This window comes from Saccharopolyspora sp. NPDC045941, from assembly GCF_056431445.1.
Map to the genome: position 1 here is coordinate 20,725 of NZ_JBWKKU010000062.1, position 26,458 is coordinate 47,182.

Below are 26,458 nucleotides of genomic sequence, written 5' to 3' on the forward strand. Positions count from 1 at the left end.
ACCCGCGTCAGGTGTTCTCGTCGGCGAGTTCGGCGATTTCCTGCCCCTGGGCGACTTCGGTGCCGTCGGCGAGCAGGAACCGGGTCACGGTGCCGGCGGCGGCCGACTTGACGGGGTTGAAGGTCTTCACCGCTTCGATCACCGCGATGGTCTGGCCGGGGTCGACGTGGCCGCCCTCGCGCACGTACGGATCGGCTTCCGGGGCCGGACGCCGGAAGAACACGCCTGACTGCTGTGCCTTGACAGTGGACATACCCGGTACCGTGCGCCTCCCCCGGCCGGGTCGCCAGTCGCGCGGACCTGGAAGCGAAAAAACCCGCTGACCTCCCGGTCAGCGGGCTCTTCCACGCGGGCGGCCGAGACGGCTGGCGCCGTCCCTCCCTTTTGACCACCCGGGACAGCCGTGCGGCCTGAGGTGGCGCCTTGGACCGGCACGGCTAGTTCTGCGGTCGCACGCCGGGGCGACGGGCCGTGGAGCGGGAAGGCTCCGGCGACCCACCCGGCACCGCCAGGTCGTTCGCCGGTGGGCGCTGGGGCCCACCGATGCCGCTGCCACCTTAGCCGATGTTCCCGGCTCCGCGGGGCGAAACGTGACCCAGCGCTCCTCACGCGCCACACCCCGCGCACCCGACGCGTGCGGCACACGGGATCGGCGAATTCGCGATCCGTCCCAACGCGACACAGATCGGTCCACAACGGACAGTGCCCGATTCCGGCACGCAACCAAATGATCTTCCGGCCTGAACCTCGTCATTCCGCGCAACCGAAAAAGCATTCGAACATTTCGGACATGTATCGGAAAAGTAGCCCAAAACCACCGAAAACGACCGCATCGACCCAGGTCAACAGCGTGTCGCAGGGTTCACAACCATTTGACACGAAGGTGAGCCTTACCTATGTTCTCCATGCCTCGCCGGTCGCCGAACAAGGAAGATGCGAATGCTATTCAGTAATGCGTTGATCGGACTGCGAGAAGGGCTGGAGGCCGTTCTCGTGGTCAGCATTCTGGTCGCATTCCTCGTCCGGACCGATCGCCGCCGCGCGCTGCCGCAAGTCTGGCTCGGGGTCGCCGCGGCGGTCGCGCTCTCGGTGGCCCTCGGAGCGGTGCTCACCTACACCGCGGCGACGCTCAGCTTCGAGGCGCAAGAAGCCTTCGGCGGGATCGCCTCGATCATCGCGGTCGCCTTCGTCACCGGCATGATCTTCTGGATGCGCCGCGCCGGCCGCACCATGGCCGCCCAGCTGCGCGGGCAGCTCGACGAGGCGCTGCGGCTCGGCCCGGTCGCCGTGGCCACCGTCGCGTTCCTCTCGGTCGCGCGGGAGGGCATGGAGACCGCGGTGTTCTTCTTCTCCAGCGTCCAGTCCGCCGGCGGCGGCACCGTGCTGCCACTGGCCGGTTTCCTGATCGGCATCGCGATCTCGATCCTGCTCGGCTGGCTGCTCTACGCCGGGGCGATCAAGGTCAACCTGTCGAAGTTCTTCACCGTCACCGGCGTGCTGCTGGTCTTCGTCGCCGCCGGGGTCTTCGCCTACGGCGTGCACGACCTGCAGGAGGCCGGGATCCTGCCCGGCCTGAACGCGCTCGCGTTCGACGTCAGCAACATCATCCCGCCGACGTCCTGGTACGGCGCGCTGCTGAAGGGGATCTTCAACTTCTCCCCGCAGACCACCGTGGTCGAGGCCGTCGTCTGGGTCGGCTACGTCGCGATCGTCCTCCCGCTGTTCCTCCGCCCCCACCGCCCCGCCGAAACCCGCACCGGAGACGCCAAGTGAACCTCAAAGCCCGCACCCTGGTGCCCGCGCTCGGCGCGGTCCTGCTCGCCGCCGGATGCGCCGGCCAGCCCGGCGGCGGCGCGCCCGGCGCGATCACCGTCGAGGCCTCCGACGACGCCTGCAAGCTGTCCGCGACCGCCACCGCGGCCGGCACGATCCGCTTCGACATCACCAACAAGGGCAGCCAGGTCACCGAGTTCTACCTCTACGACGAGGGCGGCCGGATCGTCAGCGAGGTCGAGAACATCGGCCCCGGCCTGAGCCGTCAGCTCGTCGCCGAGGTGCCGCAGGGCGGCAAGTACACGACCGCGTGCAAGCCCGGCATGAAGGGCGACGGCATCCGCGGCGAGTTCACCGTGACAGGCTCCGCCGCGCCGCAGGGCGGTGCCGCGGCGCAGGCCGTCACCGAGTACAAGCAGTACGTGGACGGGCAGGCCGACGAGCTCAAGGCCAAGACCGCCCAGTTCGTCGCCGCCGTGAAGGCCGGTGACGTGGCGCAGGCCAAGCAGCTGTACGCGCCGGCCCGGCTGCCGTGGGAGCGCATCGAACCGGTCGCGGAGAGCTTCGGCGACCTGGACCCGAAGATGGACGGCCGGGAGGCCGACCTGGAGCCCGGCCAGGCGTTCACCGGTTTCCACCGGCTGGAGAAGGACCTCTGGGTCACCGGCCCGCAGCCGGACACCCCGGCGATCGCCGACCAGCTGCTCGCCGACGTCGACCAGCTCGTCGCGCAGACCCGCACCGTCGAGCTGACCCCGGCGGGCATCGCGGGCGGCGCCAAGGAACTGCTCGACGAGGTCGCCACCGGCAAGGTCACCGGCGAGGAGGAGATCTTCTCGCACACCGACCTGTGGGACTTCCAGGCCAATGTGGACGGTGCGAAGCAGGTCGTCGCCGTGCTGCGCCCGGTGCTGGCCGAGAAGGATCCGCAGCTGGTGGCCACCCTCGACGAGAAGTTCGCCGCGGTGGACGCGCTGCTGGCGCGCTACCAGGTCGGCGACGGGTTCCGGCTCTACACCGAGCTGAGCCCGGAGCAGGTCAAGGAGCTGGCGGCGGCCGTGGACGCGCTCGGCGAGCCGCTGAGCAAGACCGCGGGCGTGGTGGCGCGATGACCGGAGTCTCCCGCCGCAGGCTGTTCGGGCTAGCCGGAGCGGGTGTCGCCGTCGCGGGCGCGGGCGCCGGGGCGGGATATGTCGTGGGCAGCCCCGGCGACGAGGCGGCGACGGTGCCGTTCCACGGTCCGCACCAGGCGGGCATCGTCACGCCGGCCCAGGACCGCATGCACTTCGTCGCCTTCGACGTCACCACGACCGACCGCGCCGAGCTGGTCGCGCTGCTGCGCGACTGGACCCGGGCCGCGGAGCGGATGACCGCCGGGCAGGAGGCGGTCGCGGACGGCGCGGTCGGCGGGCACGCCGAGGAGCCGCCCGGCGACACCGGGGAGGCGCTCGGCCTGCCCGCGTCCGCGCTGACGCTGACCATCGGCTTCGGGCCGTCGCTGTTCGACGGGCGCTTCGGCCTCGCCGATCGCCGTCCCCCGGCCCTCGTCGACCTGCCGCACTTCCCCGCCGACGCCCTCGACCCGGCGCGCAGCGGCGGCGACCTGTGCGTGCAGGCCTGCGCCGACGACCCGCAGGTGGCGGTGCACGCGGTGCGCAACCTGGCGCGCATCGGGTTCGGCAAGGTCGCGGTGCGCTGGTCGCAGCTCGGATTCGGCCGGACAGCCACGACGTCGCGTGCCCAGAGCACGCCGCGCAACCTGTTCGGCTTCAAGGACGGCACCAACAACCTGAAGGCCGAGGACACCGCGGAGCTGGACCGGCACGTGTGGGCCCAGCCCGGCGACGGTCCGCAGTGGATGACCGGCGGCACCTACCTGGTGGCGCGGCGGATCCGGATGCACATCGAGACCTGGGACCGGACGTCGCTGGGCGAGCAGGAGACCATCGTCGGCCGCACCAAGGGCAGCGGCGCGCCGCACGGCGCGGCCGGCGAGTTCGACCGGGTGGACCTGCAGGCCCGCGGCCCGGACGGCGAGCTGCGCATCGCGGAGGACTCGCACATCCGGCTCGCCGCGCCCGAAACGCACGGCGGTGCGCGGATGTTGCGCCGCGGCTACAACTTCACCGACGGATCGGACGGCCTGGGGCGGCTGGACGCCGGGCTGTTCTTCGTGTGCTTCAACCGAGATCCGCGCACCCAGTTCATCCCGGTGCAGCGCCTGCTGTCCAAGAAGGACCTGATGATGGAGTACCTCCAGCACAACGGCTCGGCGATCTTCGCCTGCCCGCCGGGCATCCAGCCCGGCGGCCACTGGGGCGAGTCGCTGTTCGCCTGACGGCCAAGCCCCCGATTTCAGGCAGGACGCGAGGTTTCAATCCGGGCCGGGCTTCAGCTGGTGCCGCCGAAGCGGGGCAGGCCGCCGTCGGCGATCCAGGCGTGCACGATGCGCTGGTCCGTGTAGAAGTCGATGCTCCGGGTGCCTCCCTCGTGGCCCACTCCGCTGGCCTTGATGCCGCCGAACGGCGTCCTCAGGTCCCGGATGTCGTGCGAGTTCAGCCAGAGCATCCCCGCCTCTACCTGGTTGGCCACCCGCAGGCCGCGCTTGAGGTCGTTGGTCCACACGTAGGCCGCCAGGCCGTACTTCGTGTCGTTGGCCAGCCGCACCGCCTCGGCCTCGTCGTCGAACGGCATCACCGCCACCACCGGGCCGAATACCTCCTCCCGGAACAGCGTGTGCTCCGATTTCCGGCTACGTGGTGGTGGTCAACCTGATCAGCCTGGCGGCGATCGCGGCCATCCCGCGCCACCTCGGCAAACCGGCGCAACACCGCGATCCGGCGGCCGTCTGACGACCAGCGGGTGCGACGGGGCGGCGCGATGATTGGCGCATGGACGTCACCGAAGTTCTGCTCCCCGGGGTCGGGCTGCGGTACGAGTTCACCACCACCGACGGCCAGCGCATCGGCGTGGTGGCTCGGCGGCGCGGCGACTTCGAGTTCGTCGCCTACCCCGGCGACGATCCCGACGAGGTCCGGCTGCTCTTCCGGCTCAGCGAGGAGGAGGCCGACGCGGTCACCGAGATCCTCGGCGCCCCGCGCATCGCCGAGCGGTTCGCCGACCTGACGCGCGAGGTGCCGGGGCTCAACGCCGGTCAGGTCGAGGTGACCGCCGGCTCGCCGTTCGACGGGCGCACCCTCGGCGAGACCCGCGCCCGCACCCGCACCGGCGCGTCGATCGTGGCGATCGTGCGCGGCGAGGACGTCATCGCCTCGCCCGCGCCCGGCCAGGGCCTGGAGGCCGGGGACATCCTCGTGGTGATCGGCACGCAGCAGGGCATCACCGGGGTGGAACGCATCCTGGCGGGGTGAGCTGCCGTGCACACCTCGATCGCGCTGCTGCTGGAACTGGGGATCGTCCTGATCGTGCTCGGCGCGGTCGGCACGGTCGCCCGGCGCTTCGGGTTGTCCCCTATCCCGCTGTACCTGCTGGTGGGGCTCGCGGTGGGCGAGGGCGGCATCGCGCCGCTGCCCGCCGCCCGCGACTTCGTGGAGATCGGCGCGTCGATCGGCGTGGTGCTCCTCCTGCTCACGCTCGGCCTGGAGTTCTCCATCGAGGAGTTCACCGTGACGCTGCGCCGGCACGTCCCGTCCGGGCTGCTGGACATGGTGGTGAACGCGGCGCCGGGCGCGCTGGCCGGCTGGCTGCTCGGGCTGGACGCGACCGGGATCGTGGCGCTCGCCGGGATCACCTGGGTGTCGTCGTCGACGATCGTGTCCCGGCTGCTGGACGACCTGCACCGGCTGGGCAACCGGGAGACGCCGGCGGTGCTGTCGATCCTGCTGCTGGAGGACTTCGCGATGGCCGTGTACCTGCCGATCCTGGCGGTGCTGGCCACCGGCGGCACGGTGCTGCACGGCCTGGCGAGCGTGTCGGTGGCGGTGGGCGTGCTGCTGCTGGCGCTGGTCACGTCGCGGCGCTGGGGGCATCGCGTCGGCCACCTGGTCGAGGACGGCGACACCGAGCAGCTGCTGCTGCGGATCGTCGGGTTGTCGCTGGTGGTGGCCGCGATCGCGGAGCTGGCCGGGGCGTCGGCGGCGGTCGGTGCGTTCCTGGTGGGGCTGGCGTTGACCGGCCCGCTGGCCGAACGGGTGCGGGCGCTGGTCGCGCCGCTGCGGGACCTGTTCGCCGCGGCGTTCTTCCTGGCGATCGGCATTTCCGTGTCCCCAGCGGCGCTGGTTCCGCTGCTGCCGGTGGCGCTCGCGCTGGCCGCGGTGACGGCGCTGACCAAGGTCGGCACCGGCTGGTTCGCGGCGGCCCGCGCCGGGGCGGGGCGGAAGGGCCGGCTGCGCGCGGGCAGCGTGCTGATCGTGCGCGGCGAGTTCTCGATCATCATCGCCAGCCTGGTGGCGGTCCAGGGCGACAGCATCGGCGCCCTGGCCACGGGTTACGTGCTGGTGCTGGCGATCGCGGGCCCGCTGCTCACCTGGTGGTTCAGCCCTCCCTTCCGCCAGGCGAGATCTGCTGCGTGAGGTTCACCGCGTTGCCGTCGGGGTCGAAGACGTGGGCGACTCGCTGGCCCCACGGCATGTCGTTCGGCGGGCCCTGGACCCGGCCGCCGAGCTCCTCCACCTGGTCGAGGAGGGCGTCGACGTTCGCCACGTCGAAGCTCAGCAGGACCCGCCCCGTCGTGCCCGCCTCGGCGTCGCGGCCGATGACCAGGCCGAGTTCGGCGTCGCCGACCTGCAGGCCGATGAAGAACGTCGGGGCGCCGTCCGGGATGCGGACCTTCTCCACCGCGCCGAACAGCGTGGTGTAGAAGTTCAGCAGCCGGTCCAGGTCGGGCGTGTTGATGATCGGCTGAATCGTCACGGCGGGTGCCTTCCTCGTCGGGTGAACGCGGTCTCCTCGGGGGTAGACCGCCCGCGAGCCGGGAACTCATCGGTGCCGCTCACGCGCGGTGCAGCGCCGTGGTCACCTGGGTCCGGGCGACGAGACGGCCGCGGTGGAAGACCGCGCGGTCCTCGGTCGCGCCCGCCACCGCCTCGTCCAGGTCCGCCGCCCGGATAGCGAGGAGCTCCGCCGGGTCACCCGGGCGCAGGCCCACCGGCGGCAGGTTCAGCACCGTCCTGGCCTGGTCGGACACCGCCGCGTAGGCCGTCGCGGTGTCGAGGTGACCCGCGGCGACCAGCAGCGAGGCGATCTCGAACGGATCCGCGCGGCCCACGGCGTTGAACGGATCCCGCCAGTTGTCGCCCCCACCGGCCAGCACGGCGCCCGCGCGGCGCAGCGCGTCGATGGCCGTCAGCCCGCGCGGCACCCGGGCGCCGCCCTCGCGCCCCTGCAGGTACAGGTTGGTCTGCGGCAGCGTGATCACCGCGACACCTGCGGCCGCCGCGTCCTTCGCGACCAGGTTCGCGGTCTCGGGGTCCTGCTGGCCGAGGCTGACGCAGTGCGAGGCGGCGACCTTGCCGCCCATGCCTGCGCGGGCAGTCTCGGCGATCAGCTCCCGCAGCGAGAGCACGCTCGCATCGGTGGTCTCGTCGGTGTGCAGGTCGACCAGCCGACCGTATTCCTTTGCGGCGGCGAGGTATTCGCGCACCGCCTGGGCCGGGTCGGGATCGGCGTAGGGCAGGCCGCCCACCACGTCCGCACCCAGCCGAAGGCCCTCGTCCAGCAGCGCGCGAGCCCGGGCACCGGCCTCGCCGGAGACCGGCCCGACGAACGCCACCACCTGGAGGTCGACGATGTCGGCGTACTGATGCCGCAGGTCGAGCAGCACCTTCAGCGGGCGCGTGCCGCTTCTCGCGTTGACGTCCACGTGCGTGCGGATCGCGGTGTAGCCGTGCCGCACGGCCAGTTCGATGCCCCGGCTCGCCCGCTCCCGCACGTCTTCGTCGGTCATCGTGGGCGCGATCGCCGACATGACCTCGATCGCCCCGGCCAGGTCGCCGGCCGGGTTCGGCACCCGCCGCCCCAGGAACGCCTTGTCCAGGTGCGCGTGCGTTTCCGCCCCGGACGGCAGCAGCAGGTAACCGGCGAGGTCGAGCTCGTCCGCTCCCCCGGCGTCCCCGCCGATCGCGGCGATCTTGCCCTGGTCCAGCAGCACATCGGCGCGGCGGCCGTCGGGCAAGGTGGTGCCGCGCAACAACAAGCGCCCACCCGCCGAACCCGTGGCGGCCCCACCGGTGCATGCGGCGGCACCGGTGGCGACCAGGGCGCCGACCATCACGGCGCGCCGGGATACCTGCGTGTTCTGAGCAGCGAAGCCTGCCAATTCGACCCCAACCGTCGGCGGGCGCCAAGCACCCTCGGGAGCTTTCGCGGGGGCTCCCTCGACACCGGCCGGGATGATCACCGTAGCGGCTCGACCCCGCGCTGACATGCCGCCGTTCGGAGGCAGGGGACAATGGGGCGGTGACGCCGGAGGCGACCGTGCTGGTGCGCATCGATCCGGATCTGCGGTTCTTCGCCGCTCCGCGGCACCGGGTCGAGCAGTTCGAGCTGCGCTACGACGGCACCGCCACGCTGGGGCACCTCGCCGAATCCGTCGGGGTGCCGCTCACCGAGGTGGGACGGCTGCTGGTCGACGGCGTTCCCGCAGGTCCGGGGCACCAGCCGACGCCCGGCGCGACCATCGACATCGGTCCGGTCGAGCGCCCGCAGCCGGTCGCGACAAGGTTCGTGCTGGACGTGCACCTGGGCAAGCTGGCGCGGCGGATGCGGCTGCTCGGCGTGGACACCGCCTACCGCAACGATTCCGCCGACGACGAACTGATCGCGCAGGCCGAACGGGAACGGCGGGTGCTGCTGACCCAAGATCGGGGAATCCTGCGTCGCCGGGCTTTGTGGGCGGGCGCTTACGTGCGGGGCGCCGATCCCGCGCGACAGCTGGCGGACGTCATCGGCCGGTTCGCGCCGCCGCTCGCGCCGTGGACCCGCTGCACGTCGTGCAACGGCCCGCTGATCGAGGTGTCCAAAAAGGACGTTCTCGCGGAGATCGAATCGGGAACCCGCCGCCACTACGACGAGTACGCGCGCTGCGGCGACTGCGGCCAGGTTTACTGGCGAGGCGCGCACGCCCGGCGGATCAACGCGATCATCCGGGCTGCACGCCTCTCCCACCCCGGGATCGGCCCCGGAGCATGAAATCGCGTTTCGCGGACGTGCCGCTCGCGCTGGGGCGAGCGGGCCGGTGGCGTGCTGCATTCCCACCTGGTGGAGAACACCGCGGCGCCCGGAATCCTGCGGGAGTACCTGTGGCAGGGGCAGACCCGCGTGCCGGCGCGCCGGTTCCGGAGCTAGGCCGGCATGCGAGAAGGTGGCGATTTCGCGCGAAATCGCCACCCACGCAGGAACTGGATCAGCCGGTGACGGCGTTGAGCACCGGGAGGTACGCCTTGGCGTGGCCGTCGATGTCCGGGTGGAACGACTCCACCAGCGGGTTGCTCGGGCCGTTGATCCACTCGTCGGAGGAGCACACGCCGTGTCCGGCGAATGCGTCGCGGGCGTCGGCGAAGGTGAACCCGGCCGCGTCGGCCTGGGCTGAGATCACCTCGGCCAGCACGTCGGCACCGTCGTTGATCCGCTGCCGCTTGGCCTCGGAGAAGAACGGGATGCCGCAGCTACCTTGCTCGGTGAGGCGCGGGTAGCCGAGCACCACGACCTTGGCGTTCGGGGCGGCCTCGCGGATGTTGGCGTAGGTGGTGTCGAGCTTGGCGGGCAGTTCGTTGCGGGCCCGCTCCTCGCCCTTGCTGACCGCCGAGTCGCAACCGTTGTCGTCGCCGAGCAGGCAGTCCTGGATGACGCTGCTGAAGCCGATGTCGTTGCCGCCGATGGAGATGGTGACCAGCGTGGTGTCCGCGCTGAGCTGGTCGAGCTGGTTGGCGTTGACGTCATCGGTGACCGCGCCCGAACATGCCTCGAACGCGAAGTTCGAGACGTCGTGCGAGTCGGCCCACAGCTGCGCGTAGGCCTTGGGGCTGCGAAGGCAGTCCCCGCTGTCGTCGGTGTATTCGCGGGTGCCGACCCCGGAGGCGTAGGAGTCGCCCAGCGCCGCGTAGTTCTCGGCGGCAGGCGCGGCGAACGCTGGGGCGGCCAGCACGGTGCTCGCCGCCGCCACGGCGGCAGCAGCGCCGATGATGTGCCGTAAGTGACGCATTCTTCCTCCGATCGGAGTTCGAAATCGCCACCATTCAAGGAGAAGTCCGCAGCACATCGAGAAAATTGGCGAGTACCCGCCAGTAACAGCAGAAACGGCACAGAACGCTCGCCCGCAACAGCCGCTGTACGGGTGATTCCCGCGCCCACCGGACACCACAGTGGACCCATCCCCGCTGAGCCGAGCGGTGTTGGCAACGTTCGTCCGAACAGCGCAGGTACACGCGGTGAAGGCGCCTCGATCACCGCTGCATTCAGGCGAGGCCGAACGCGGCGGCGAACGGCAGGTAGATCAGACCGGCTTCCAGCGCGTTCGAGCGCAAGCCGTCCTGCGCGGTGAGCGACAGCACGAGGAAGAAGGAGTTGATGCCGGCATAGGTGCGCAGCACGAGCATCATGCCGACGGGTCGTGAATGCGAAACCGGACTAGAGCCCGGCTTCGCACTCACAACTCGCCCTCACCGCTCGAAACGCCCAGCCTTGACAGCCCGCAGGAAACCTGCGACGTCGACGTCCAGACGCGGCCCATCCGGATCCTTCGAGTCCCGGATCAGCCCGAGCGGGCTGGATAACTCGACGCAGTTGCCGTTGGCATTGGAGTAGCTGGACTTCTGCCAGGCATGGGGGCTCATCTTTCCTCCATCTCCGAAATGGTCTTTGCGATGAGGTCAAGCGAGTCGGCTTCATCCATCGCGATCTCACTGAGCCAGGTCACGGCCTTCTGGTACTCCACGACATCGTGCTCGGTCGGGATGAAAGCTCCCGAACTGTGATGCTCGAAGTGCACGACGGGCGAAGCATCTCGGAACTCGTAGAAGACGAACGGACCAGCCCATCCGGGGTGCCAACCAATCCGTAGTGGCATCAGCTGCACCACCACGTTGGGGCGTTCGGCCATTTCCACCAGGTGCCGGAGTTGATCCAGCACAACGCCTTCGGGACCGATGGGTTCGTGCAGGGTTGCCGCCCCGACCAACGCATGGAAGCTCGCCGGATTCCGCCGGGTGAGGACCTCGCGACGACTCACGTTGAGCATCACTCGCAGCTCGATGTCGGTCTGCGACAACCCTGCGGCTTCCTTGACCGCTCTTGTGTAATCGGAAGTTTGGAGGAGTCCGGGCACCACCATCGGCGACCACTCGACGATCGACGAGGCCGAACGCTCGCACTCCACGACGCCTGCGAGCTGTTGCGGGATGCCGTTCATCCCGACCGTGAGCCAGTTCGGCTCGGCAACGTTGCGCGCCAAGTCGAGGATTCTCTCCCGCTCGCGCGGGGAAACGCGAAGCACAGTCAGGATCATCGCGACCGTTTCGACGTTGGGCACCCGGTGGCCGTTCTCCCAGTGGGAGATCTGGGTATGCGACAGCTCCAGTTGTCTCGCCAGTTCTCGTGAACCGACATTGCTGGCCAATCTGGCTTCACGAAGAGCCGCCGACAACGCCCTGGCACGCGGCGTACCTGCGGTTGCGGCCATGCACCACATCCTATTGGTTGATCAGCGCAAACAGATCACCCAATTAGATCACTGGTGGTGCACCTTGGCAACCAACCAACATGGTGTCTACGCAACCAATACATAAGTTCCGAACCGTGGAGGTGGTTTCGTTGGTGTTGGAGGTTTGGCCTCGGTGGTTGCCTTCGCCTGGATTGCGGGCGTTGGACACGCATCTCGTGCTTCGGCCGGGCGGGGCCGGTGAATGCGGGGCCGAGGTGATGTGGGCCGCCGTCGGGCATCCGACCACGACCCGGCCGCGCTGCGCGGTTTGCGTGCGGCTCGCCAAAGCGCACAAGAGCGCATCGGATCCAGCTCGATCCGGCGCAACAGCACGGCACTTGCGGAACCAGCAGTGCGTCAAGCGAGAACGGTGATCTGACCACATCGGACGGTGACAGGCCGGGAGGCGTCATGTTCTGGTTGCAGCTGGGCACGCTCATCGCGTTCAACGTCGTCATCTTCGCGATGCTGTTCATCCCCGTGTCGAATCCGCAGCACAGCGATGCCGACGACGCCTACGGCGTTTGGCAGCTCATCAACGACATCGAGGCCGAGTACACCGGCCGCCACCGCCTCCGCGCTCCACCTGAAGGCGACTCGTCGAGAGCCGCCTGACCCCGGACCGGATCGGCGCGCCCTCCCCGACCCGAGCGCGCCGATCCTCCCGGTAGCCGGGCTTGCCCCCGACCCCGCCCGGCTACCGGGCCCCGCAGCCTCGTGAGTGCGAAACCGGGCCCTGACCCGGCTTCGCACTTACGAGGACTGGAGCCGCTACCAGGCGTCGCCGTCGCGCCAGTCGCAGGTCAGGTCTCCGGTCAGGTCCAGCGGGGCTTCCGCCGGGAGGACGAAGATGAAGCCGTCCTCGTCCGCCGTGCGCTGGATTCCCGTTGGCGCCAGGGCGAAAGTCGGCCCCTGCCAGCGCTGCCAACCGCGCGCCTCGTACAGCGCCGCTCCTTCGTCGCTGGCTCCCAGCGCTCCGAGGTCGTAGGCGCGGCGGATCACGCCCTCCAGCTCCGCCATCATCGCTGCCGCGATGCCCCGGCGTCGGCGGTCCCCACGCACCGCCACCGCCTCGACGTAGCCCGTGCGAAGGGCTCGGCCCTCGTGCAGGAGGCGACGCTGGATCACCGACGCGTGGCCGATCAGCTCGCCGCCTTCCCACACCAGGGCGTGGATGCCGCCCAGGCAGTGCTCCCAGTCGTGCTCCGTCATGTCGTCTTCGAACACGTTCCAGAGCAGCGCCCGGGCTGCCTTGATCGTCGCTTCGTCGAGGTCGGCGGTATGCGCGGTCCGCACTTCGGTCATACCGCCAATCCTGGCAGCGATCAGCGCCTTCCCGCGACCGATTTGTCCGCCAGCGCCGATCGCCGGTAGCCGTAGAACGCGTAGACCAGCAGGCCGACTGCCATCCAGCCGACGAAGCGCGCCCAGGTGACCCAGTCGAGCTGGCTGATCAGCCACAGCGAGAACACCACGCCGATCCCCGGCACCACCGGCACCCACGGGCAGCGGAAACCCCGCTCCAGTTCGGGACGTTGGCGACGCAGCACCACCACCGACACCGCGACGACGATGAACGCCACCAGGATGCCGATGTTGGTCAGCTCGGCCGCCTCCCGGATCGGCAGCAGGCCCGCGATCAGCGCCGACACCACGCCGACCACCCAGGTGACCCGGTGCGGCACCTTGCGCACCGCGTGGGTCTTGGCGAACCAGGCGGGCAGCAGCCCGTCGCGGCTCATCGCGAACCACACCCGCGTCACCGCGAGCATGTTCGCGAACATCGAGGTGACGATGCCGAACACCGCGCCGACCGCGACGATCAGCGCGAGCCCCGGCAGGCCGATCGCCGCCAGCGCGCCGGAGAACGGGCTGCGGACATCGATCTCGCTGTAGTGCTGCATTCCGAGCAGCACCACGCACACCAGCACGTAGATCACCGTCGCGATGCCCAGCGAGTAGATGATCGCGCGCGGCATCGCCCGCCGGGCGTCGGCCGATTCCTCCGCCGCCGCGCTCATCGCGTCGTAACCGTAGACGGCGAAGAAGGCCGTGGCCGCACCGGTGATCGCACCGCCGAGCCCGTAGGGCAGGAACGGCGTGTAGTTACCCGCGTTGATGTGGAACGCACCGGCCACCACGACGACCAGGACCAGCACGATCTTCATCACCACCAGCGCGGTCTCGACCCGCGCAGAGGACTTCGCGCCGCGGTTGAGCAGCCACGCCAGCAGCAGGCACAGCAACATCGCGAACAGGTCGATCATGTGGCCGTCGCCGGTGCCGGGCGCGCCCAGCATCCAGGCGGGCAGGTCCAGCCCGAGCTGACCGACCAGGTAGGACAGGTAGCCGGAGACCCCGATGGCGACGACCGCGACGATCGCGGTGTACTCCAGCAACAGGTCCCAGCCGATCAGCCAGCCGGCCAGCTCGCCGAGCACCGCGTAGGCGTAGGTGTAGGCCGAGCCCGCTTTCGGGATCATGCTGGTGAATTCGGCGTAGCACAGCGCCGCGGCCGCGCTGGCGAGGACCGCGATCAGGAACGACAGCAGCACCCCGGGCCCGGCGAGCTCGTTGGCGACCACGCCGCTGAGGGAGAACACCCCGGCACCGACCAGGCCGCCGAGGCTCAGCGCGGTCAGCTGCCAGGTGCCCATCACCCGCTTCAGGCCGGCGCCCTGCGGCGGATCGTCGATGTCGTCCACCGGTTTGCGCCGCAGCACACCGCGGCCGTTCGCATCGATCATTGCGCCACCTCCGCTGAATTTGGGCGCGCGGCACCGCCCGGCGCACCACGTCGGTGCGCCGGTTGTGCGGTCGCGCGGAATTACAACGTGAAGCCGGTCGGGAACGGGTCGGTCGGGTCCAGCAGGTACTGGGCCATGCCGGTGATCCAGGCCCTGCCGGTGATCGTCGGCACCACCGCCGGCCGGTCGCCGACCTGCGCGGTGTCCACGAGCCGCCCGATGAACCGGGTGCCGATCAGGGATTCGTTGACGAAGTCGGTGTCCAGCACGAGCTTCCCGCGCGCGTGGAGTTGCGCCATGCGCGCGGAAGTGCCCGTGCCGCAAGGAGATCTGTCGAACCAGCCGGGGTGGATCGCCATCGCGTGCCGGGAGTGCGCGGCGTCGCTGCCGGGCGCTTCGAGGTAGACGTGCTTGCAGCCTGCGATGTTCGCGTCGAGCGGGTGCTGCGGGCGGCGTTGCTCGTTGATGGCCGCCATGATCGCCAGTCCGGCGCCCAGCATCCGGTCCTTCTCGGCCTTGTCGAAGGGAATCCCGAGGTCGGCCAGCGGCGTGATCGCGTAGAAGTTGCCGCCGAAGGCCAGGTCGTAGCGCACCTCGCCGATCCCCGGCACCTGCACCGTCGCGTCCAGCTCCACGGCGAACGACGGCACGTTGCGGATGGTCACCGACTCCGCCTGGCCGTCGCGGACCGCCACCTCGGCCACCACCAGCCCGGCCGGGGTGTCCAGCCGGACCGTGGTGACCGGCTCGACCACCTCGACCATGCCGGTCTCCACCAGCACGGTCGCGACGCCGATGGTGCCGTGCCCGCACATCGGCAGGCAGCCGGAGACCTCGATGTAGATGACGCCCCAGTCGGCGTCCGCGCGGGTCGGCGGCTGCAGGATCGCGCCGCTCATCGCCGAGTGCCCGCGCGGCTCGTGCACCAGCAGCTGCCGGATGTGGTCGAGGTTGTCGACGAAGTACCGGCGCTTGTCGGCCATCGTCTCGCCCGGCACGACGCCGACGCCGCCGGTGATCACCCGCGTCGGCATGCCCTCGGTGTGCGAGTCGACGGCGCTGAAGTAACGGCGCGACCGCATCATTTCTCCTTGCTCTGCAAGTACTTCACGGCGCGCTCCATGTCGGCGTCGACCTGCGCGAGCATGGCCTCGGGCAGCGGGCCGCGCGGCGGGCGGCAGGGCCCGCCGAAGCGGCCGACGACCTCCATGCCGCGCTTGATGGCCTGCACGAACTCGGTGCGCGAGTCCCACCGGAACGCGGCCACCAGCGGCTCGTACAGCGCCCGCGCCTCCTCGACCTTGCCCGCCCGGGCCAGCTCGTAGAGCCGCACCGATTCGGCCGGGAAGACGTTCGGGAACCCGGCGAACCAGCCGCCCGCGCCCATCAGCAGCGATTCGAGGACCACGTCGTCGGCGCCGGAGACCACGTTCAGCTCGGGCGCCTGCTCGCGGATCTCCAGCACCCGGCGGACGTCGCCGGAGAACTCCTTGATCGCCGCGATGTTGTCGATCCCGGCGATCTCGCGAACCACGTCGGGGGTGAGGTCGACCTTGGTGTCGATCGGGTTGTTGTAGACCATCACGGGCAGGCCCACGGCCGCGACCTGCTCGAAGTGGTGCAGGAGTTCGCCCTTGTTGGCGCGGTAGATCGTCGGCGGCAGGCACAGCAGCCCGTCCGCGCCGTCCTCGGCGGCGAGCTCCGCCCAGTGCCGCGCCTCGTGCGCGCTCGGCGCGTGCACGCCGACGATGACCGTCGCCCGGTCGCCGACGGCGGCGATCGCGGTCTGGGCGACCTCGCGGCGCTCCTCGTGGGTCAGCGACGAGTACTCGCCGAGGGAGCCGTTGGGGCCGACGCCGTGGCAGCCGTTGTCGACCACCCAGCGGCAGTGCTCGGCGTAGCGGTCGTAGTCGACCCGCAGGCCGGCCGGGGCCGACGCGTCTTCGGCGTAGGGCAGGGCGGTCGCGACGACGACGCCACCGAGATCGTTGCTGGAAGTCACTTCTCCTCCTCGTCAGGGGTTGGGATGCCGGCCAGGTCGGCGAGCCGGATCGGCGCTGCGATCGGCCGCCGAGCGGGGGTTTCCGGGTCGGGGATCGGTTCGCCGAGCAATCGCGCGGCGAGGTCGGTCGCGTTCTGCCCGCAGATCCGGCCCTGGCAGGGGCCGAGGCCGACCCGGCAGAGCAGCTTCAGCGAGCGGGCGCTGTGCGCGGCGCGCTGCTGCACGGCCGCTTCCAGTTCGCGGTACGGGACTTCCTCGCACCGGCACACGAGCGTGTCGGCCTCCAGCCACTCGGGCCACGCCGATCCGATCGGATGGGCCTCGGCGAGTGCCCGGGCGAACCTTCGTCCATTTCGGACTTTCATGAGTGCTTGGCGCGCTTGGGTTTCCACCTGCTCCCAGCTGGCGGCGCCGACGTGCACGGCCGCGGCGAGACCGGCGACGACGCCTTCGGCGGCGGCGAGGTCGGCACCGCCGATGCCGGTCGCTTCACCGGCCGCGAACACCCCCGTCGCGGACGTCCGCTGCGCCGCATCGACCTCGACGAACCCGTCGACGATCCGGCAGCGCGCGGCCAACGCCAGCTCCAGCTGCGGGACGAAGCCGTGCCCCACGCACACGGCATCGACCTCGAACCGGCGCTGAGTTCCGGGAATCGGCCGCCAGTCGGAATCCACTTTGGACGTCACGATCTCCTGCACGCGGTCGTCGCCGTGCGCCGCGATGACGGCAGTGCGGGTCCGGTACGGCACGCGCCCGGCGAAGCGGGCCGCGTAGGCCGCGAGTTCCCGGAGCTTGCCGAGCTGCCCGGCGACCGCCGCCGACTGCCGCAGCCACGCGGCCGGATTCCCGGCCTCCAGCACGCCGACGACCTCGGCGCCCACGTCGAGCAGCGACTCCGCCACCGGCAGCAGGAACGGCCCCGTCCCGGCGACGAGCACGCGGTGCCCGACCGCGATCCGCTGCCCCTTCGCCATCGCCTGCGCGGCCCCCGCGCTGAACACCCCGGGCAGGTCCCAGCCCGGGAACGGGAGGACCCGGTCGTGCGCCCCGGTGGCCAGCACCAGCGCATCGGCGCGCAGTGCCGTCAGCCGCAGGCCCGGAGCATCGGCGGGGCCGCTTTGGACGTTGATCTGCCGGTCCGGTTCGAGCGACCACACCGTGCTGCGCGGCAGGTACCGGATCCGCGGGTTCGCCAGGAGCTCGTCCTGGAGCGCCTGGAACGACCGCCCGCCGTGCTGGATGCGTTCCGGCCGCCGCGCCGCGAACTGCTCCGGCAGCTGGCGGTGGAACTGCCCGCCGAGCCGCTCGGCGGAGTCGACCAGCACCACCTCGGCACCGGCCCGCGCGGCTTGCACCGCGGCGTTCATGCCCGCGGGCCCGCCGCCGACGACCACGACGCTCATGCCTCGCCTCCCGGCAGTTCGGCCCCGTGCTGGGTGCGGATGACGTCGCCGGGCTCGACAGCGCGTTGGCACGCCCGCACATCCGGCACGTCGTTCACGACCAGCAGGCAGTCGAAGCACGCGCCGATGCCGCAGAACAGCCCGCGCGGCCGCCCGTTCTCCCTGGTACTGCGCCAGGATGTGCGGCCGGTCGCCATCAGCACGGCGGCGACCGTCTGCCCGGCACGTGCGGCGACTCGTGCCCCGTCCACCTCGACGGCGAATTCGCCGGAGTACCTCGGCTGCGCCGGATCCCGCCGGTCCGGGGTCAGGAACGGGCCCATCACGCGCGCACCTCCTCGATCAGCCCGGGCCGGTCCACGCGGAACGGCTCCGGGTCGACGTGCGGCGGCCGCCCGCCGAACAACTCCGCGAGCAGCTGCCCGGTCGCGGCGGCGAGCCCAACGCCGGCGCCCTCGTGCCCGGTCGCGTGCCAGAGGCCCGGGACCCGGGGATCGGCGCCGATCACCGGCAGGTGGTCCGGCGCGTACGGCCGGAAGCCGCCGTAGGCGCGCATCACCGGAACCCGCCCCAGCACGGGGAACAACGCGGCGGCCTTGCCCGCGATCTCGCGCAGCACGCGGGTCCGGACGGTGTCGTCGAAACCGATGCGCTCCCGGCTCGACCCGATCAGCACGGTTCCGGCCCGGGTGCTCTCCACCACCGTCGAAGTCTGCAGCTCGGCGTCGCCGCTTTCCACCGCTCCGACGTAGTCGGCGTCGTAGACCTTGTGCCGCACGGTGCCCGGCGGCACCGGCGCGGTGACCAGGACCATGCCCCTGCGGGGCAGCACCGTGATCGGCGCGCCCGCCAGCCGCGCGAACTCACCGGACCACGGGCCGCACGCGTTCACCACTGCCCCACAAGGCAAAACGGTGCCGCCCGCACGCACCCCGGTCACCCGGCCGTCCCGGCCGCGCACCACCCCGGTGGCGGCGGTTCCCGAGCGGAGGGTTCCGCCGCGCCGGCGCACGGCCGCGAGGAGCGCCGATGCCGCGAGGACGGGCTGGACCTGGGCATCTTCGGGGTAGTGCACCGCGAGCACCGTGTCCCGCGTGAGGTGCGGTTCGAGATCGAAAACCGCGCCGGACGGCAGGACCCGCGCATCCACGCCCGCGTCGCGCTGCTGCGCGGCGAACGCCGTCAGCGCCTCCGCTCCGTCCACAGTGGTCGCCGCGACCACGCCGCCCTTGGGCTCCCACTCGAAGTCGGCGCCGAGCTCGTCGCGCAGGCTGCGCTCCAGCTCCGGCCAACGCCTCCGGCTGGCCTGGGCGAGCCGGAGCTCCGCGCCCGGCGGCTTGTCGGAGACCAGCACGTTGCCCTCGCCGGACGCCGTCGTGCCCGCCGCGGGCGCGCCGCGGTCCAGCACGTCGACGACGTGCCCGGCCGCGCTCAGCGCCTCGGCGCAGGCCGCGCCGACGATCCCGGCGCCGACCACCACGATGTCGGGAAACTGCCCCATAGCCACCACCATCGTTCACTAAAATGAACGATGCCGACGCTAAACCCCGATGTGACCCAGGTCAACCCCCGGCCCCCACCACACGCACCACCACCCCGACCACGCCCCCAGGCCCCCGGCGTGTCCGGCCCCGACACGCCGGTGCCTGTGGATAACTTCCGCAATTTCAATGGAAATCGGACCTTCGATTTCCATTGAAATTGCGGTCCAACGCGCCTAGGTGAGCGGTGGGTGGTGGCGGAGCATTGGGCTGTCGGTGTCGCTGGGGTACTCCAGCAGCAGCACCGAGGTCACCGGGCCGCCGACGGTCTCGTAGGTGTGCGGCAGCTGCGCCGGGAAGCACACGTAATCCCCCGGCCCCAGCTCGTAGGGCGCGTCGGCCGGTCCGACGCGCAGTTTCCCTTCCGTGACAACGACGTGTTCCCGCCCGGGATGCCCGTCGGAGCGCTGCACCTCGCCGGGCCGCACGCGCTGGTCGTAGACCTCCACCACCGCCGACGTCAGGTCGAGCCGGCGCAGCATCCGCAGGTCGACGGCGTTGCTGCTGAGCACTTCCAGCCCCGCGGACCGCACCAGCACCACGTCGGGCTCGGTGCGCTCGGTCAGCAAGGTCGACACCGGCACCTGCAAAGCGTTCGACAAACTGAACACCGTCTGGATGGTGGGGTTGCCGACGCCGGACTCCAGCTGCGACAGCGTGCCCTTGGCGATCCCGGACCGCCGCGCCACCTCGGACAGCGACAGCGCCTGCTCGGCCCGCAGCGCCCGCAGATTGGCCGCCAGCACCCGGACGGCCTCCACCTGCGCCATCAAGCACCTCCCCAAGACCCGGAACGTGCCCGCAGCTTAACCACCGGCACCCGGCCGCCACCGGGCCACGCGACGTCCGGTTTTGCGAATAGCGGGATTTCCTTGCTGGACGGTTCGGCGCAAGCGCACCGTAATCGGCACGGCGGTCGCCGGAGGTGCCCCGACAACAACTCCGGCGAACGCCCTTCCAACTACCAGACCGCGAGCCCGGGCAGCTCCCCCGTCCTGCCCGGGCGCTCGCGGCCCGCACCCGGTTCGCGGTGCCGAGTTCCAAGGGGCCCAGATGCTCAAACACGTCCTGGATGTGGTGGATCTCCTCGACGATCCGTCGGTCACCGGCGCCCGCGTGGTCGCCCACCTCGACGAGGTGGCCGGCGAATCCGGGCTGGCCACCAGCACCACCGTTCAAGGCCACCAGGGCACGACCGACTTCGTGCAGGTCCGCATCCCCGGCACGCGGGGCAAGGCGGCCGGCGGCGACGCCCCGACGCTGGGCGTCGTGGGGCGGCTCGGCGGGATCGGCGCCCGCCCGGAGGTGACCGGGTTCGTCTCCGACGGCGACGGCGCCGCCGCGGCCATCGCGACCGCGGCGAAGCTGCTGTCGATGCGCGCCCGCGGCGACGTGCTCCCGGGCGACGTCCTGATCAGCACCCACGTGTGCCCGGACGCCCCGACCCGGCCGCACGAGCCGGTGCCGTTCATGGACTCCCCGGTGGGGATCGCGACCATGAACGCCCACGAGGTCAGCGACGACATGGACGCGGTGCTGTCCATCGACACCACCAAGGGCAACCGGATCATCAACCACAAGGGCCTGGCGCTGTCGCCGACGGTCAAGCAGGGCTGGGTGCTGCGGGTGTCGGACCGGCTGGGCACCCTGCTGGAGACCGTGACCGGCGAACCGCTGGTGACCTACCCGGTGACCACCCAGGACATCACGCCCTACGGCAACGGCGTCTACCACATCAACTCGATCCTGCAGCCGGCCACCGCGACCGCTGCGCCGGTGGTGGGCCTGGCGCTCGTGACCGCCACCGCCGTGCCCGGCTGCGCCACCGGCGCCAGCCACGAGACCGACATCGCGGCGGCCGCGCGCTACGCCGTCGAGGTCGCCAAGGAATTCGGCGCGGGCCAGCTGGCCTTCCACGACCAGGCGGAGTTCGACCACCTCGTCGCGCGTTACGGCTCCCTCGCCCACCTGCAGACCATGGGCGACCTGCCCGCCGAGGAGGAATGATGGGCACGGCGCAGTCCGCCGAGGCCGCGCCGGGCAAGCAGATCGGCAACGACGACTACTCGCTGCGCCGCGTCCCCCGGGACGCGCGCTACGGGTTCGGGTCGATGCTGCTGCAGTGGCTCGGGCAGTCCGGTTCGCTCTCCCAGTTCGTGCTGGGTGCCTCGCTGGGCATCGCGATGGGGTTCTGGGACGCCTTCTGGGCGTTCACCCTCGGCGCGGTGCTGCTGGAGATCGTGATCTTCCTGGTCGGCCTGGCCGGTCAGCGCGAGGGCCTGGCGATGACCATGCTCACCCGCTTCGCCGGGTTCGGCCGCAACGGCTCGGCGCTGGTCAGCCTCGTCATCGCGATCAGCATGGTCGGTTGGTTCGGCGTGCAGAACGGCATCTTCGGCAAGAGCATGCAGTCGCTGGTCGGCGGCCCGATCTGGCTGTGGTGCGCGATCTCCGGCGCGGTGCTGACCGCACTGGTGATCTACGGGTTCAAGTACATGATGTGGCTGGCCAAGATCGCCGTGCCCCTGTTCTTCGCGCTGGTGGCCTGGAGCGTGATCAGCACGCTCTCGCAGCACTCCATCGGCGAGCTGATCGCCAAGGAGCCGACCGCGGCGGCGCTGTCCATCCCGGCGGCGGCGACCATCGTGGCGGGCGGGTTCATGTCCGGCGCGGTCGTGGCCCCCGACATGACCCGCTACAACCGCAAGGGCTGGCACGTCCTGCTGCAGAGCTCGTGCTCGATGATCCTCAGCGAGTACATCGTCGGCATGACGGGCGTGCTGCTCGGGCAGCTGGTCGGCAGCAAGGACGTCACCTCGATCGTGCTGTCCACGTCCGGGTTCGCCGGGCTGGTCATCGTGATCCTGTCCACCGCGAAGATCAACGACTGGAACCTCTACGCCTCCTCGCTGGGCGTCGTGAACTTCGCGGACACGGTCTTCGGCAAGCGCCTGCACCGCGCGACGGTGACGCTCGTGATCGGCGTGCTCGGCACCGTGCTGTCCGCGATGGGTTTCCTGGACCACTTCACGGAATTCCTGAAGATCCTCGGCGTGGCGATCCCGCCGATCGGCGGCATCATCGTGGCCGAGTACTGGGTGGCCCGCCGGATGCGCGGCGAGCTCGACCGCACCCGGCCGACCGGCACGCTGCCGGAGAAGGTGGCCACCTGGGTGCCCGCGACATTGGTGGTGTGGGCGGCCGGCTTCTGCGTCGGTCACTTCGTCGACGCGGGCATCCCGGCGCTCAACTCGCTGCTGACCGGATTCCTGCTCTACACGGTGCTCGCCTTCGCCGGGCTGGTGCGCCCGGTGGGGACCTCGACGCTGGAAGGACGCAAGTCATGAGCGCGCCCGAGGACGAGGTCGTCGACCTCTGCCGGGACCTGATCCGCATCGACACCTCCAACCCGACCAGCAACGAGCGCGCGGCGGCCGAGTACGTCGCGGCGAAGCTCGCCGAGGTCGGCATCGAGTCCACATTGGTCGAAAGCGCGCCGGGGCGGGCCAGCGTGATCGCCCGCGTCGAAGGCGAGGACCCGTCACGGGGCGCGCTGCTGATGCACGGCCACCTCGACGTGGTGCCGGCAGATGCGAGCGAGTGGACCTTCGACCCGTTCGGCGGCGAGATCCACGACGGCTGCCTGTGGGGTCGCGGCGCGATCGACATGAAGGACTTCGACGCGGTGATCCTCGCGGTGGCGCGGGAGTTCGGCCGCACCGGCCGGAAACCGCCGCGGGACGTCGTGTTCGGCTTCCTCGCCGACGAGGAGGACGGCGGCAAGTTCGGCTCGCACTGGCTGGTGCGCAACCGGCCGGAGCTGTTCGACGGCGTCACCGAGGCGATCACCGAGGGCGGCGGCGTGTCGTTCGACCTGGGCAACGGCCAGCGGCTGTACCCGATCGAGAACGCCCAGCGCGGCCAGGCGTGGCTGCGGCTGATCGCCACCGGCCGGGCCGGGCACGGCTCCTCGCCGAACGACGAGAACGCCGTCACCGACCTGGCGGAGTCGCTGGCCCGCATCGGCAGGCACCGGTTCCCGGTGCGGCTGGTCGAGCCGGTGCGAGTGCTGCTGGAGCGGGCCGCCGAACTCCTCGGCACGGACTTCGATCCGTCCGATGTGGACGGCAGCTTGACGAAGATGGGCCCGGTGGCCGACCTGGTCGACGTGATCCTGCGCAACTCGGCGAATCCCACGATGATCGAGGGCGGCTACCAGACCAACGTCATCCCGGGCCGGGCGACGGCCGCGGTGGACGGGCGGTTCCTGCCCGGCCACGAGCAGGAGCTGCTGGACACCATCGACTCCCTGCTGCTGCCGTCGGTGCGCCGCGAGTTCATCCACCACGACGTGGCGATGCAGACGGAGTTCTCCGGCACCCTGGTCGACGCGATGTGCGCGGCGATCCGGGCGGAGGACCCCGACGGCCACCCGACGCCGTACTGCAACGCGGGCGGCACCGACAACAAGGCGTTCGCCACGATCGGCATCAACGGGTTCGGCTTCAAGGCCCTCCGGGTGCCGCCGGAACTGCCGTACTCGCGGATGTTCCACGGGGTGGACGAACGAATCCCGCTGGAGTCGCTGCGCTTCTCCACCCGGGTGATGCAACGCCTCCTGCACACCTGCTGATCCGGGCGGTCGGGAGTGGCGGTGATCGCCCATAACGGTCATTGCCACTCCCGATCCACCCGCCGTAACCTGCACTGGTCCAGCGGCATCCAGCTCGCGCCGCCGTCTTCCCGCTTCACCACCCGCGCAACGAGCACGTGATGGTCACCTAGGCAGGAGGCACCGCATGAGCTCCGCACTGCCCGGCACCGACACCGACCGGATCTGGACCAACTGGGGCGGCAACCAGACCTGCACCGCGGCGGTTTTCGCCCGGCCCCGCGACGAGGCCGAGGCGATCGCCGCCGTCCGGCACGCGATCGACCGGGGACTGAACGTCCGGGTCGCCGGCTCCGGGCACTCCTTCACCCCGGTGGTGCCCACCGGCGGCATGCTGCTCGACCTGACGCGGCTGACCGGGGTGACCGCGACCGACCCGGACCGGCTGCGGGCCACGGCGCTGGCCGGGACCACCGTCGGCGACTTCGGCGCGCCGCTGTGGGACGCCGGGCTGTCGCTGACGAATCAGGGCGACATCGACAAGCAGGTCATCGCCGGGGCGATCGCCACCGGCACGCACGGATCCGGCATCGACCTGCCGAGCTTCTCCGCCGCGCTGCGGCGAGTCCGGCTGGTCGACGGCCGCGGCGAGGTCGTCGAGATCGACGAGGGCGACGCGCGGCGGCTGCGGGCCGCGCAGGTGGCCATCGGCTCGCTCGGCGTGATGCTGGAGGTCGAGCTGGCCGTCTCCGCCGCCTACCACCTGACCGAGGAGATCAGCTACCGGCCGTGGCAGCAGATCGTCGAGTCGTGGGACGAGCTGATCGCCGGGCACCGCCACTTCTCGTTCTTCTGGTGCCCCGCCGACGAATCCGCCGACCTCTACCAGCTGCCCGCGCCGCCGGACCAGCCGATGGCCGACCACTGCTACGTGAAGCTCTACGACGAGGCCGAGGTCGCCGAGCCCGCCGGGATCGTCACCACCGAGGGCCACCGCGTGGACCGCGCCTACCGGATCTACCCGGGCGGGTTCGACACGCCGTTCCACGAGATGGAGTACATGGTCCCGGCCGGGCACGGGCTCGAAGCGGTCTCGGCGATCCGCGAGCTGATGCGCACCGAGCACCCCGACCAGCGCTACCCCCTCGAGGTCCGGTGGACCGCCGCCGACGACGCGTACCTCTCGCCGAACCACCGGCGCGCGACGACCGTCATCTCCGTCTCCGGCGCCCCCGGCACCGACTACTGGCCGTTCCTGCGCGCGGTCGACGAGCGGCTGCGCGAGTTCCGGGCCCGCCCGCACTGGGGGAAGTTGCACTTCATGACCCGCGACCGGATGGGCGAGCTGTTCGACGAGTTCGGCACGTTCCTCGACGTGCGCCGCGAATTCGACCCGAACGGCACCTTCCTCAACGACCACCTGCGCCCGCTGCTGGCCTGAGCCGCGAGGAGGTCCGGGATGGAACTCGTGGGCAACTCGATCATCTACCTGATGATGGCCTTCGTCGCGATCGGCGCGGTGGCGGCGATCCGCGACGCCGACACCGGGATGGGCCGGGAGTTCAAGGAGGGCCTGCACGCCATCGGTCAGATCTTCATCCCGGTGGCGGGGATCATGGCCGCGATCCCCTACCTGTCCGCGTTCGTCGAGTCGGCGGCGGGCCCGCTGTTCAGCGCGATCGGCGCGGATCCGGCGATCGCGGCGACGAGCCTGATCGCGGTGGACATGGGCGGCTACCAGCTCGCGCAGGCCACCGCGAACTCCACCGGCGGCTGGATCATGGCGACGATCGTCGGCTACCTGGCCGGGGCGACGATCATCTTCACCATCCCGGTGGGGCTGGCGGTCCTGGACCGCCGGGACCACCGCTTCCTGGCGCTGGGCGTGATGTCGGGCATCCTCACGGTGCCGATCGGCGTCCTGATCAGCACCTCGATCCTGCTGGCGACCGGCACGACGGTGCGCGGCGAGGTCTCCGCCGACGCACCGTCGGACGCCGCACTGTCCGGTTTGGACACTTCGGCGATGCTGCTGAACCTGTTGCCGCTGGCGGTGTTCGTGGTCGTGCTGGCGATGGCCCTGCGATCCTGGCCGGCGGCGATGATCCGGCTGTTCATCTGGTTCGGCCGCTTCCTGGACGCGGCGCTCAAGATCGTGCTGGCGCTGTCGATCATCGAGCACTTCACCGGCGTGTTCTCGGCGGTGCTGGGCGCCTGGGGCTTCGACCCCATCATCGCCGGCGCCGACGACCAGTACCGGGCGCTGGAGGTGGCGGGCAACATCGGGATCATGCTGGCCGGCGCGTTCCCGATGGTTTACGTGCTGCGCAAGGGTTTGACCCGCCCGCTGGGCGCGTTGGGCCGCCGGATCGGGATGAGCCCGGAAGGAACCGCGGGCCTGCTCGCGGCGTCGGCGAACGTGCTGGCGCTGTTCCGCCTGATCGGGCACATGCCGCCCGAGGACAAGGTGCTGTGCATCGCCTACGCGGTGTGCGCGGCCTTCCTGGTCGGCGACCACCTGGCGTTCACGGCGAACTTCCAGCCGAACCTGATCCTCCCGCTCCTGGCGGGCAAGCTGGCGGGTGGGGTGCTGGCGATCCTGTTGGCCCACCTGATCGCCCTGCCGGCGATCCGGACCGCGGCACCCGAGCCGGCGGCAGGCTGACAGCGTTGGGCGCCTCCGACCCGGTCGGAGGCGCCCAACTCTTTCGGGGTATCG

Annotated in this window: 27 protein-coding genes and 1 pseudogene; 12 read left to right on the plus strand and 16 right to left on the minus strand. The window is 70.8% G+C overall.

The features are described from left to right. Positions 1-7: 7 nt before the first annotated feature. On the minus strand, positions 8-253 hold the full coding sequence (locus AC07FN_RS35640; protein WP_132492511.1) for a biotin/lipoyl-containing protein: 246 nt from the start codon (positions 251-253) through the stop codon (positions 8-10). Positions 254-939: 686 nt separating this feature from the next. On the opposite strand from AC07FN_RS35640, the gene efeU reads away from it, so the two are divergent. The 3 genes from efeU to efeB are packed head-to-tail and all read left to right on the plus strand — an operon-like array spanning position 940 to position 4,111. After that, on the plus strand, positions 940-1,773 hold the full coding sequence (efeU, locus tag AC07FN_RS35645; RefSeq protein WP_478399600.1) for an iron uptake transporter permease EfeU: 834 nt from the start codon (positions 940-942) through the stop codon (positions 1,771-1,773). Further along, positions 1,770-2,885 carry an iron uptake system protein EfeO gene (gene efeO / locus AC07FN_RS35650; protein WP_478399601.1) on the plus strand — a complete coding sequence of 372 codons (1,116 nt, stop codon included), beginning with the start codon at positions 1,770-1,772 and terminating at the stop codon, positions 2,883-2,885. The genes efeU and efeO overlap by 4 nt, the downstream gene beginning before the upstream one ends. Continuing rightward, positions 2,882-4,111, plus strand: a complete 1,230-nt coding sequence (gene efeB, locus AC07FN_RS35655; protein WP_478399602.1) for an iron uptake transporter deferrochelatase/peroxidase subunit — start codon at positions 2,882-2,884, stop codon at positions 4,109-4,111. Before efeO ends, efeB begins: the two co-directional genes overlap by 4 nt. 53 nt (positions 4,112-4,164) lie before the next feature. Here efeB and AC07FN_RS35660 read toward each other — a convergent pair. Then, a pseudogene (locus AC07FN_RS35660) lies at positions 4,165-4,521 on the minus strand (aldehyde dehydrogenase family protein); the annotation flags it as partial. Positions 4,522-4,664: 143 nt separating this feature from the next. Between AC07FN_RS35660 and AC07FN_RS35665 the strand changes: the two are divergent. Both AC07FN_RS35665 and AC07FN_RS35670 read left to right on the plus strand, forming a co-directional pair. Then, on the plus strand, positions 4,665-5,144 hold the full coding sequence (locus tag AC07FN_RS35665; RefSeq protein ID WP_478399603.1) for a cation:proton antiporter regulatory subunit: 480 nt from the start codon (positions 4,665-4,667) through the stop codon (positions 5,142-5,144). A 6-nt stretch (positions 5,145-5,150) separates the two neighbouring features. Continuing rightward, positions 5,151-6,305 (plus strand): cation:proton antiporter, encoded by a 1,155-nt coding sequence (locus tag AC07FN_RS35670; protein WP_478399604.1) that lies wholly within the window; start codon positions 5,151-5,153, stop codon positions 6,303-6,305. Here AC07FN_RS35670 and AC07FN_RS35675 read toward each other — a convergent pair. After that, positions 6,268-6,645: a VOC family protein gene (locus tag AC07FN_RS35675; RefSeq protein ID WP_478399605.1), complete on the minus strand. Its 378-nt coding sequence runs from the start codon at positions 6,643-6,645 to the stop codon at positions 6,268-6,270. The genes AC07FN_RS35670 and AC07FN_RS35675 overlap by 38 nt on opposite strands. Positions 6,646-6,724: 79 nt before the next feature. Next, positions 6,725-8,002, minus strand: coding sequence for an amidohydrolase family protein (locus tag AC07FN_RS35680; protein ID WP_478399632.1), 1,278 nt, complete (start codon positions 8,000-8,002; stop codon positions 6,725-6,727). Positions 8,003-8,190: 188 nt separating this feature from the next. Between AC07FN_RS35680 and AC07FN_RS35685 the strand changes: the two genes are divergently transcribed. Next, complete coding sequence (locus tag AC07FN_RS35685; RefSeq protein WP_478399606.1) at positions 8,191-8,922, plus strand: Mut7-C RNAse domain-containing protein; 732 nt, start codon at positions 8,191-8,193, stop codon at positions 8,920-8,922. Positions 8,923-9,136: 214 nt separating this feature from the next. Here the strand turns inward: AC07FN_RS35685 and AC07FN_RS35690 are convergent, their stop codons facing one another. The 4 genes from AC07FN_RS35690 to AC07FN_RS35705 form a co-directional block, all read right to left on the minus strand. Further along, on the minus strand, positions 9,137-9,934 hold the full coding sequence (locus AC07FN_RS35690) for an SGNH/GDSL hydrolase family protein (protein WP_478399607.1): 798 nt from the start codon (positions 9,932-9,934) through the stop codon (positions 9,137-9,139). Positions 9,935-10,187: 253 nt separating this feature from the next. Continuing rightward, a complete protein-coding gene (locus AC07FN_RS35695; protein ID WP_478399608.1) occupies positions 10,188-10,331 on the minus strand; it encodes a hypothetical protein in 144 nt (47 codons plus the stop codon). A gap of 60 nt (positions 10,332-10,391) precedes the next feature. Beyond that, the gene (locus tag AC07FN_RS35700; protein ID WP_478399609.1) at positions 10,392-10,565 is read right to left on the minus strand and encodes a DUF397 domain-containing protein; all 174 of its coding nucleotides are present in this window, start codon (positions 10,563-10,565) and stop codon (positions 10,392-10,394) included. Further along, positions 10,562-11,410 (minus strand): helix-turn-helix domain-containing protein, encoded by an 849-nt coding sequence (locus AC07FN_RS35705; RefSeq protein ID WP_478399610.1) that lies wholly within the window; start codon positions 11,408-11,410, stop codon positions 10,562-10,564. The genes AC07FN_RS35700 and AC07FN_RS35705 overlap by 4 nt, the downstream gene beginning before the upstream one ends. A gap of 432 nt (positions 11,411-11,842) precedes the next feature. Between AC07FN_RS35705 and AC07FN_RS35710 the strand changes: the two genes are divergently transcribed. Further along, the gene (locus AC07FN_RS35710) at positions 11,843-12,046 is read left to right on the plus strand and encodes a hypothetical protein (protein ID WP_478399611.1); all 204 of its coding nucleotides are present in this window, start codon (positions 11,843-11,845) and stop codon (positions 12,044-12,046) included. Between the two features lie 156 nt (positions 12,047-12,202). On the opposite strand, the gene AC07FN_RS35715 is transcribed toward AC07FN_RS35710, so the two are convergent. The 8 genes from AC07FN_RS35715 to AC07FN_RS35750 form a co-directional block, all read right to left on the minus strand. Beyond that, entirely contained in the window at positions 12,203-12,736 is a 534-nt protein-coding gene (locus tag AC07FN_RS35715; protein WP_478399612.1) for a GNAT family N-acetyltransferase, read from the minus strand. 20 nt (positions 12,737-12,756) lie between these two features. After that, positions 12,757-14,178 (minus strand): amino acid permease, encoded by a 1,422-nt coding sequence (locus tag AC07FN_RS35720; RefSeq protein WP_478399613.1) that lies wholly within the window; start codon positions 14,176-14,178, stop codon positions 12,757-12,759. Positions 14,179-14,258: 80 nt separating this feature from the next. Further along, positions 14,259-15,260, minus strand: coding sequence for a proline racemase family protein (locus AC07FN_RS35725; protein WP_478399614.1), 1,002 nt, complete (start codon positions 15,258-15,260; stop codon positions 14,259-14,261). Continuing rightward, positions 15,260-16,180 carry a dihydrodipicolinate synthase family protein gene (locus AC07FN_RS35730; protein ID WP_478399615.1) on the minus strand — a complete coding sequence of 307 codons (921 nt, stop codon included), beginning with the start codon at positions 16,178-16,180 and terminating at the stop codon, positions 15,260-15,262. The genes AC07FN_RS35725 and AC07FN_RS35730 overlap by 1 nt, the downstream gene beginning before the upstream one ends. Further along, complete coding sequence (locus AC07FN_RS35735; protein WP_478399616.1) at positions 16,177-17,586, minus strand: FAD/NAD(P)-dependent oxidoreductase; 1,410 nt, start codon at positions 17,584-17,586, stop codon at positions 16,177-16,179. The genes AC07FN_RS35730 and AC07FN_RS35735 overlap by 4 nt, the downstream gene beginning before the upstream one ends. Next, complete coding sequence (locus AC07FN_RS35740) at positions 17,583-17,912, minus strand: (2Fe-2S)-binding protein (RefSeq protein ID WP_478399617.1); 330 nt, start codon at positions 17,910-17,912, stop codon at positions 17,583-17,585. The genes AC07FN_RS35735 and AC07FN_RS35740 overlap by 4 nt, the downstream gene beginning before the upstream one ends. Continuing rightward, positions 17,909-19,087, minus strand: a complete 1,179-nt coding sequence (locus AC07FN_RS35745) for an NAD(P)/FAD-dependent oxidoreductase (RefSeq protein WP_478399618.1) — start codon at positions 19,085-19,087, stop codon at positions 17,909-17,911. The genes AC07FN_RS35740 and AC07FN_RS35745 overlap by 4 nt, the downstream gene beginning before the upstream one ends. A gap of 216 nt (positions 19,088-19,303) precedes the next feature. Further along, positions 19,304-19,897, minus strand: a complete 594-nt coding sequence (locus tag AC07FN_RS35750) for a helix-turn-helix domain-containing protein (RefSeq protein ID WP_358579626.1) — start codon at positions 19,895-19,897, stop codon at positions 19,304-19,306. A 283-nt stretch (positions 19,898-20,180) separates the two neighbouring features. Between AC07FN_RS35750 and AC07FN_RS35755 the strand changes: the two genes are divergently transcribed. The 5 genes from AC07FN_RS35755 to AC07FN_RS35775 all read left to right on the plus strand — a co-directional run bounded on the left by AC07FN_RS35755 (position 20,181) and on the right by AC07FN_RS35775 (position 26,404). Continuing rightward, positions 20,181-21,134 (plus strand): DUF1177 domain-containing protein, encoded by a 954-nt coding sequence (locus AC07FN_RS35755; protein ID WP_478399619.1) that lies wholly within the window; start codon positions 20,181-20,183, stop codon positions 21,132-21,134. After that, positions 21,131-22,474, plus strand: a complete 1,344-nt coding sequence (locus tag AC07FN_RS35760) for a cytosine permease (RefSeq protein WP_478399620.1) — start codon at positions 21,131-21,133, stop codon at positions 22,472-22,474. The genes AC07FN_RS35755 and AC07FN_RS35760 overlap by 4 nt, the downstream gene beginning before the upstream one ends. Next, on the plus strand, positions 22,471-23,760 hold the full coding sequence (locus AC07FN_RS35765; protein ID WP_478399621.1) for a M20/M25/M40 family metallo-hydrolase: 1,290 nt from the start codon (positions 22,471-22,473) through the stop codon (positions 23,758-23,760). Before AC07FN_RS35760 ends, AC07FN_RS35765 begins: the two co-directional genes overlap by 4 nt. 166 nt (positions 23,761-23,926) lie before the next feature. Beyond that, positions 23,927-25,180 carry a D-arabinono-1,4-lactone oxidase gene (locus tag AC07FN_RS35770; RefSeq protein WP_478399622.1) on the plus strand — a complete coding sequence of 418 codons (1,254 nt, stop codon included), beginning with the start codon at positions 23,927-23,929 and terminating at the stop codon, positions 25,178-25,180. A gap of 18 nt (positions 25,181-25,198) precedes the next feature. Continuing rightward, positions 25,199-26,404: an ethanolamine utilization protein EutH gene (locus AC07FN_RS35775; protein WP_478399623.1), complete on the plus strand. Its 1,206-nt coding sequence runs from the start codon at positions 25,199-25,201 to the stop codon at positions 26,402-26,404. Positions 26,405-26,458: the final 54 nt, after the last annotated feature.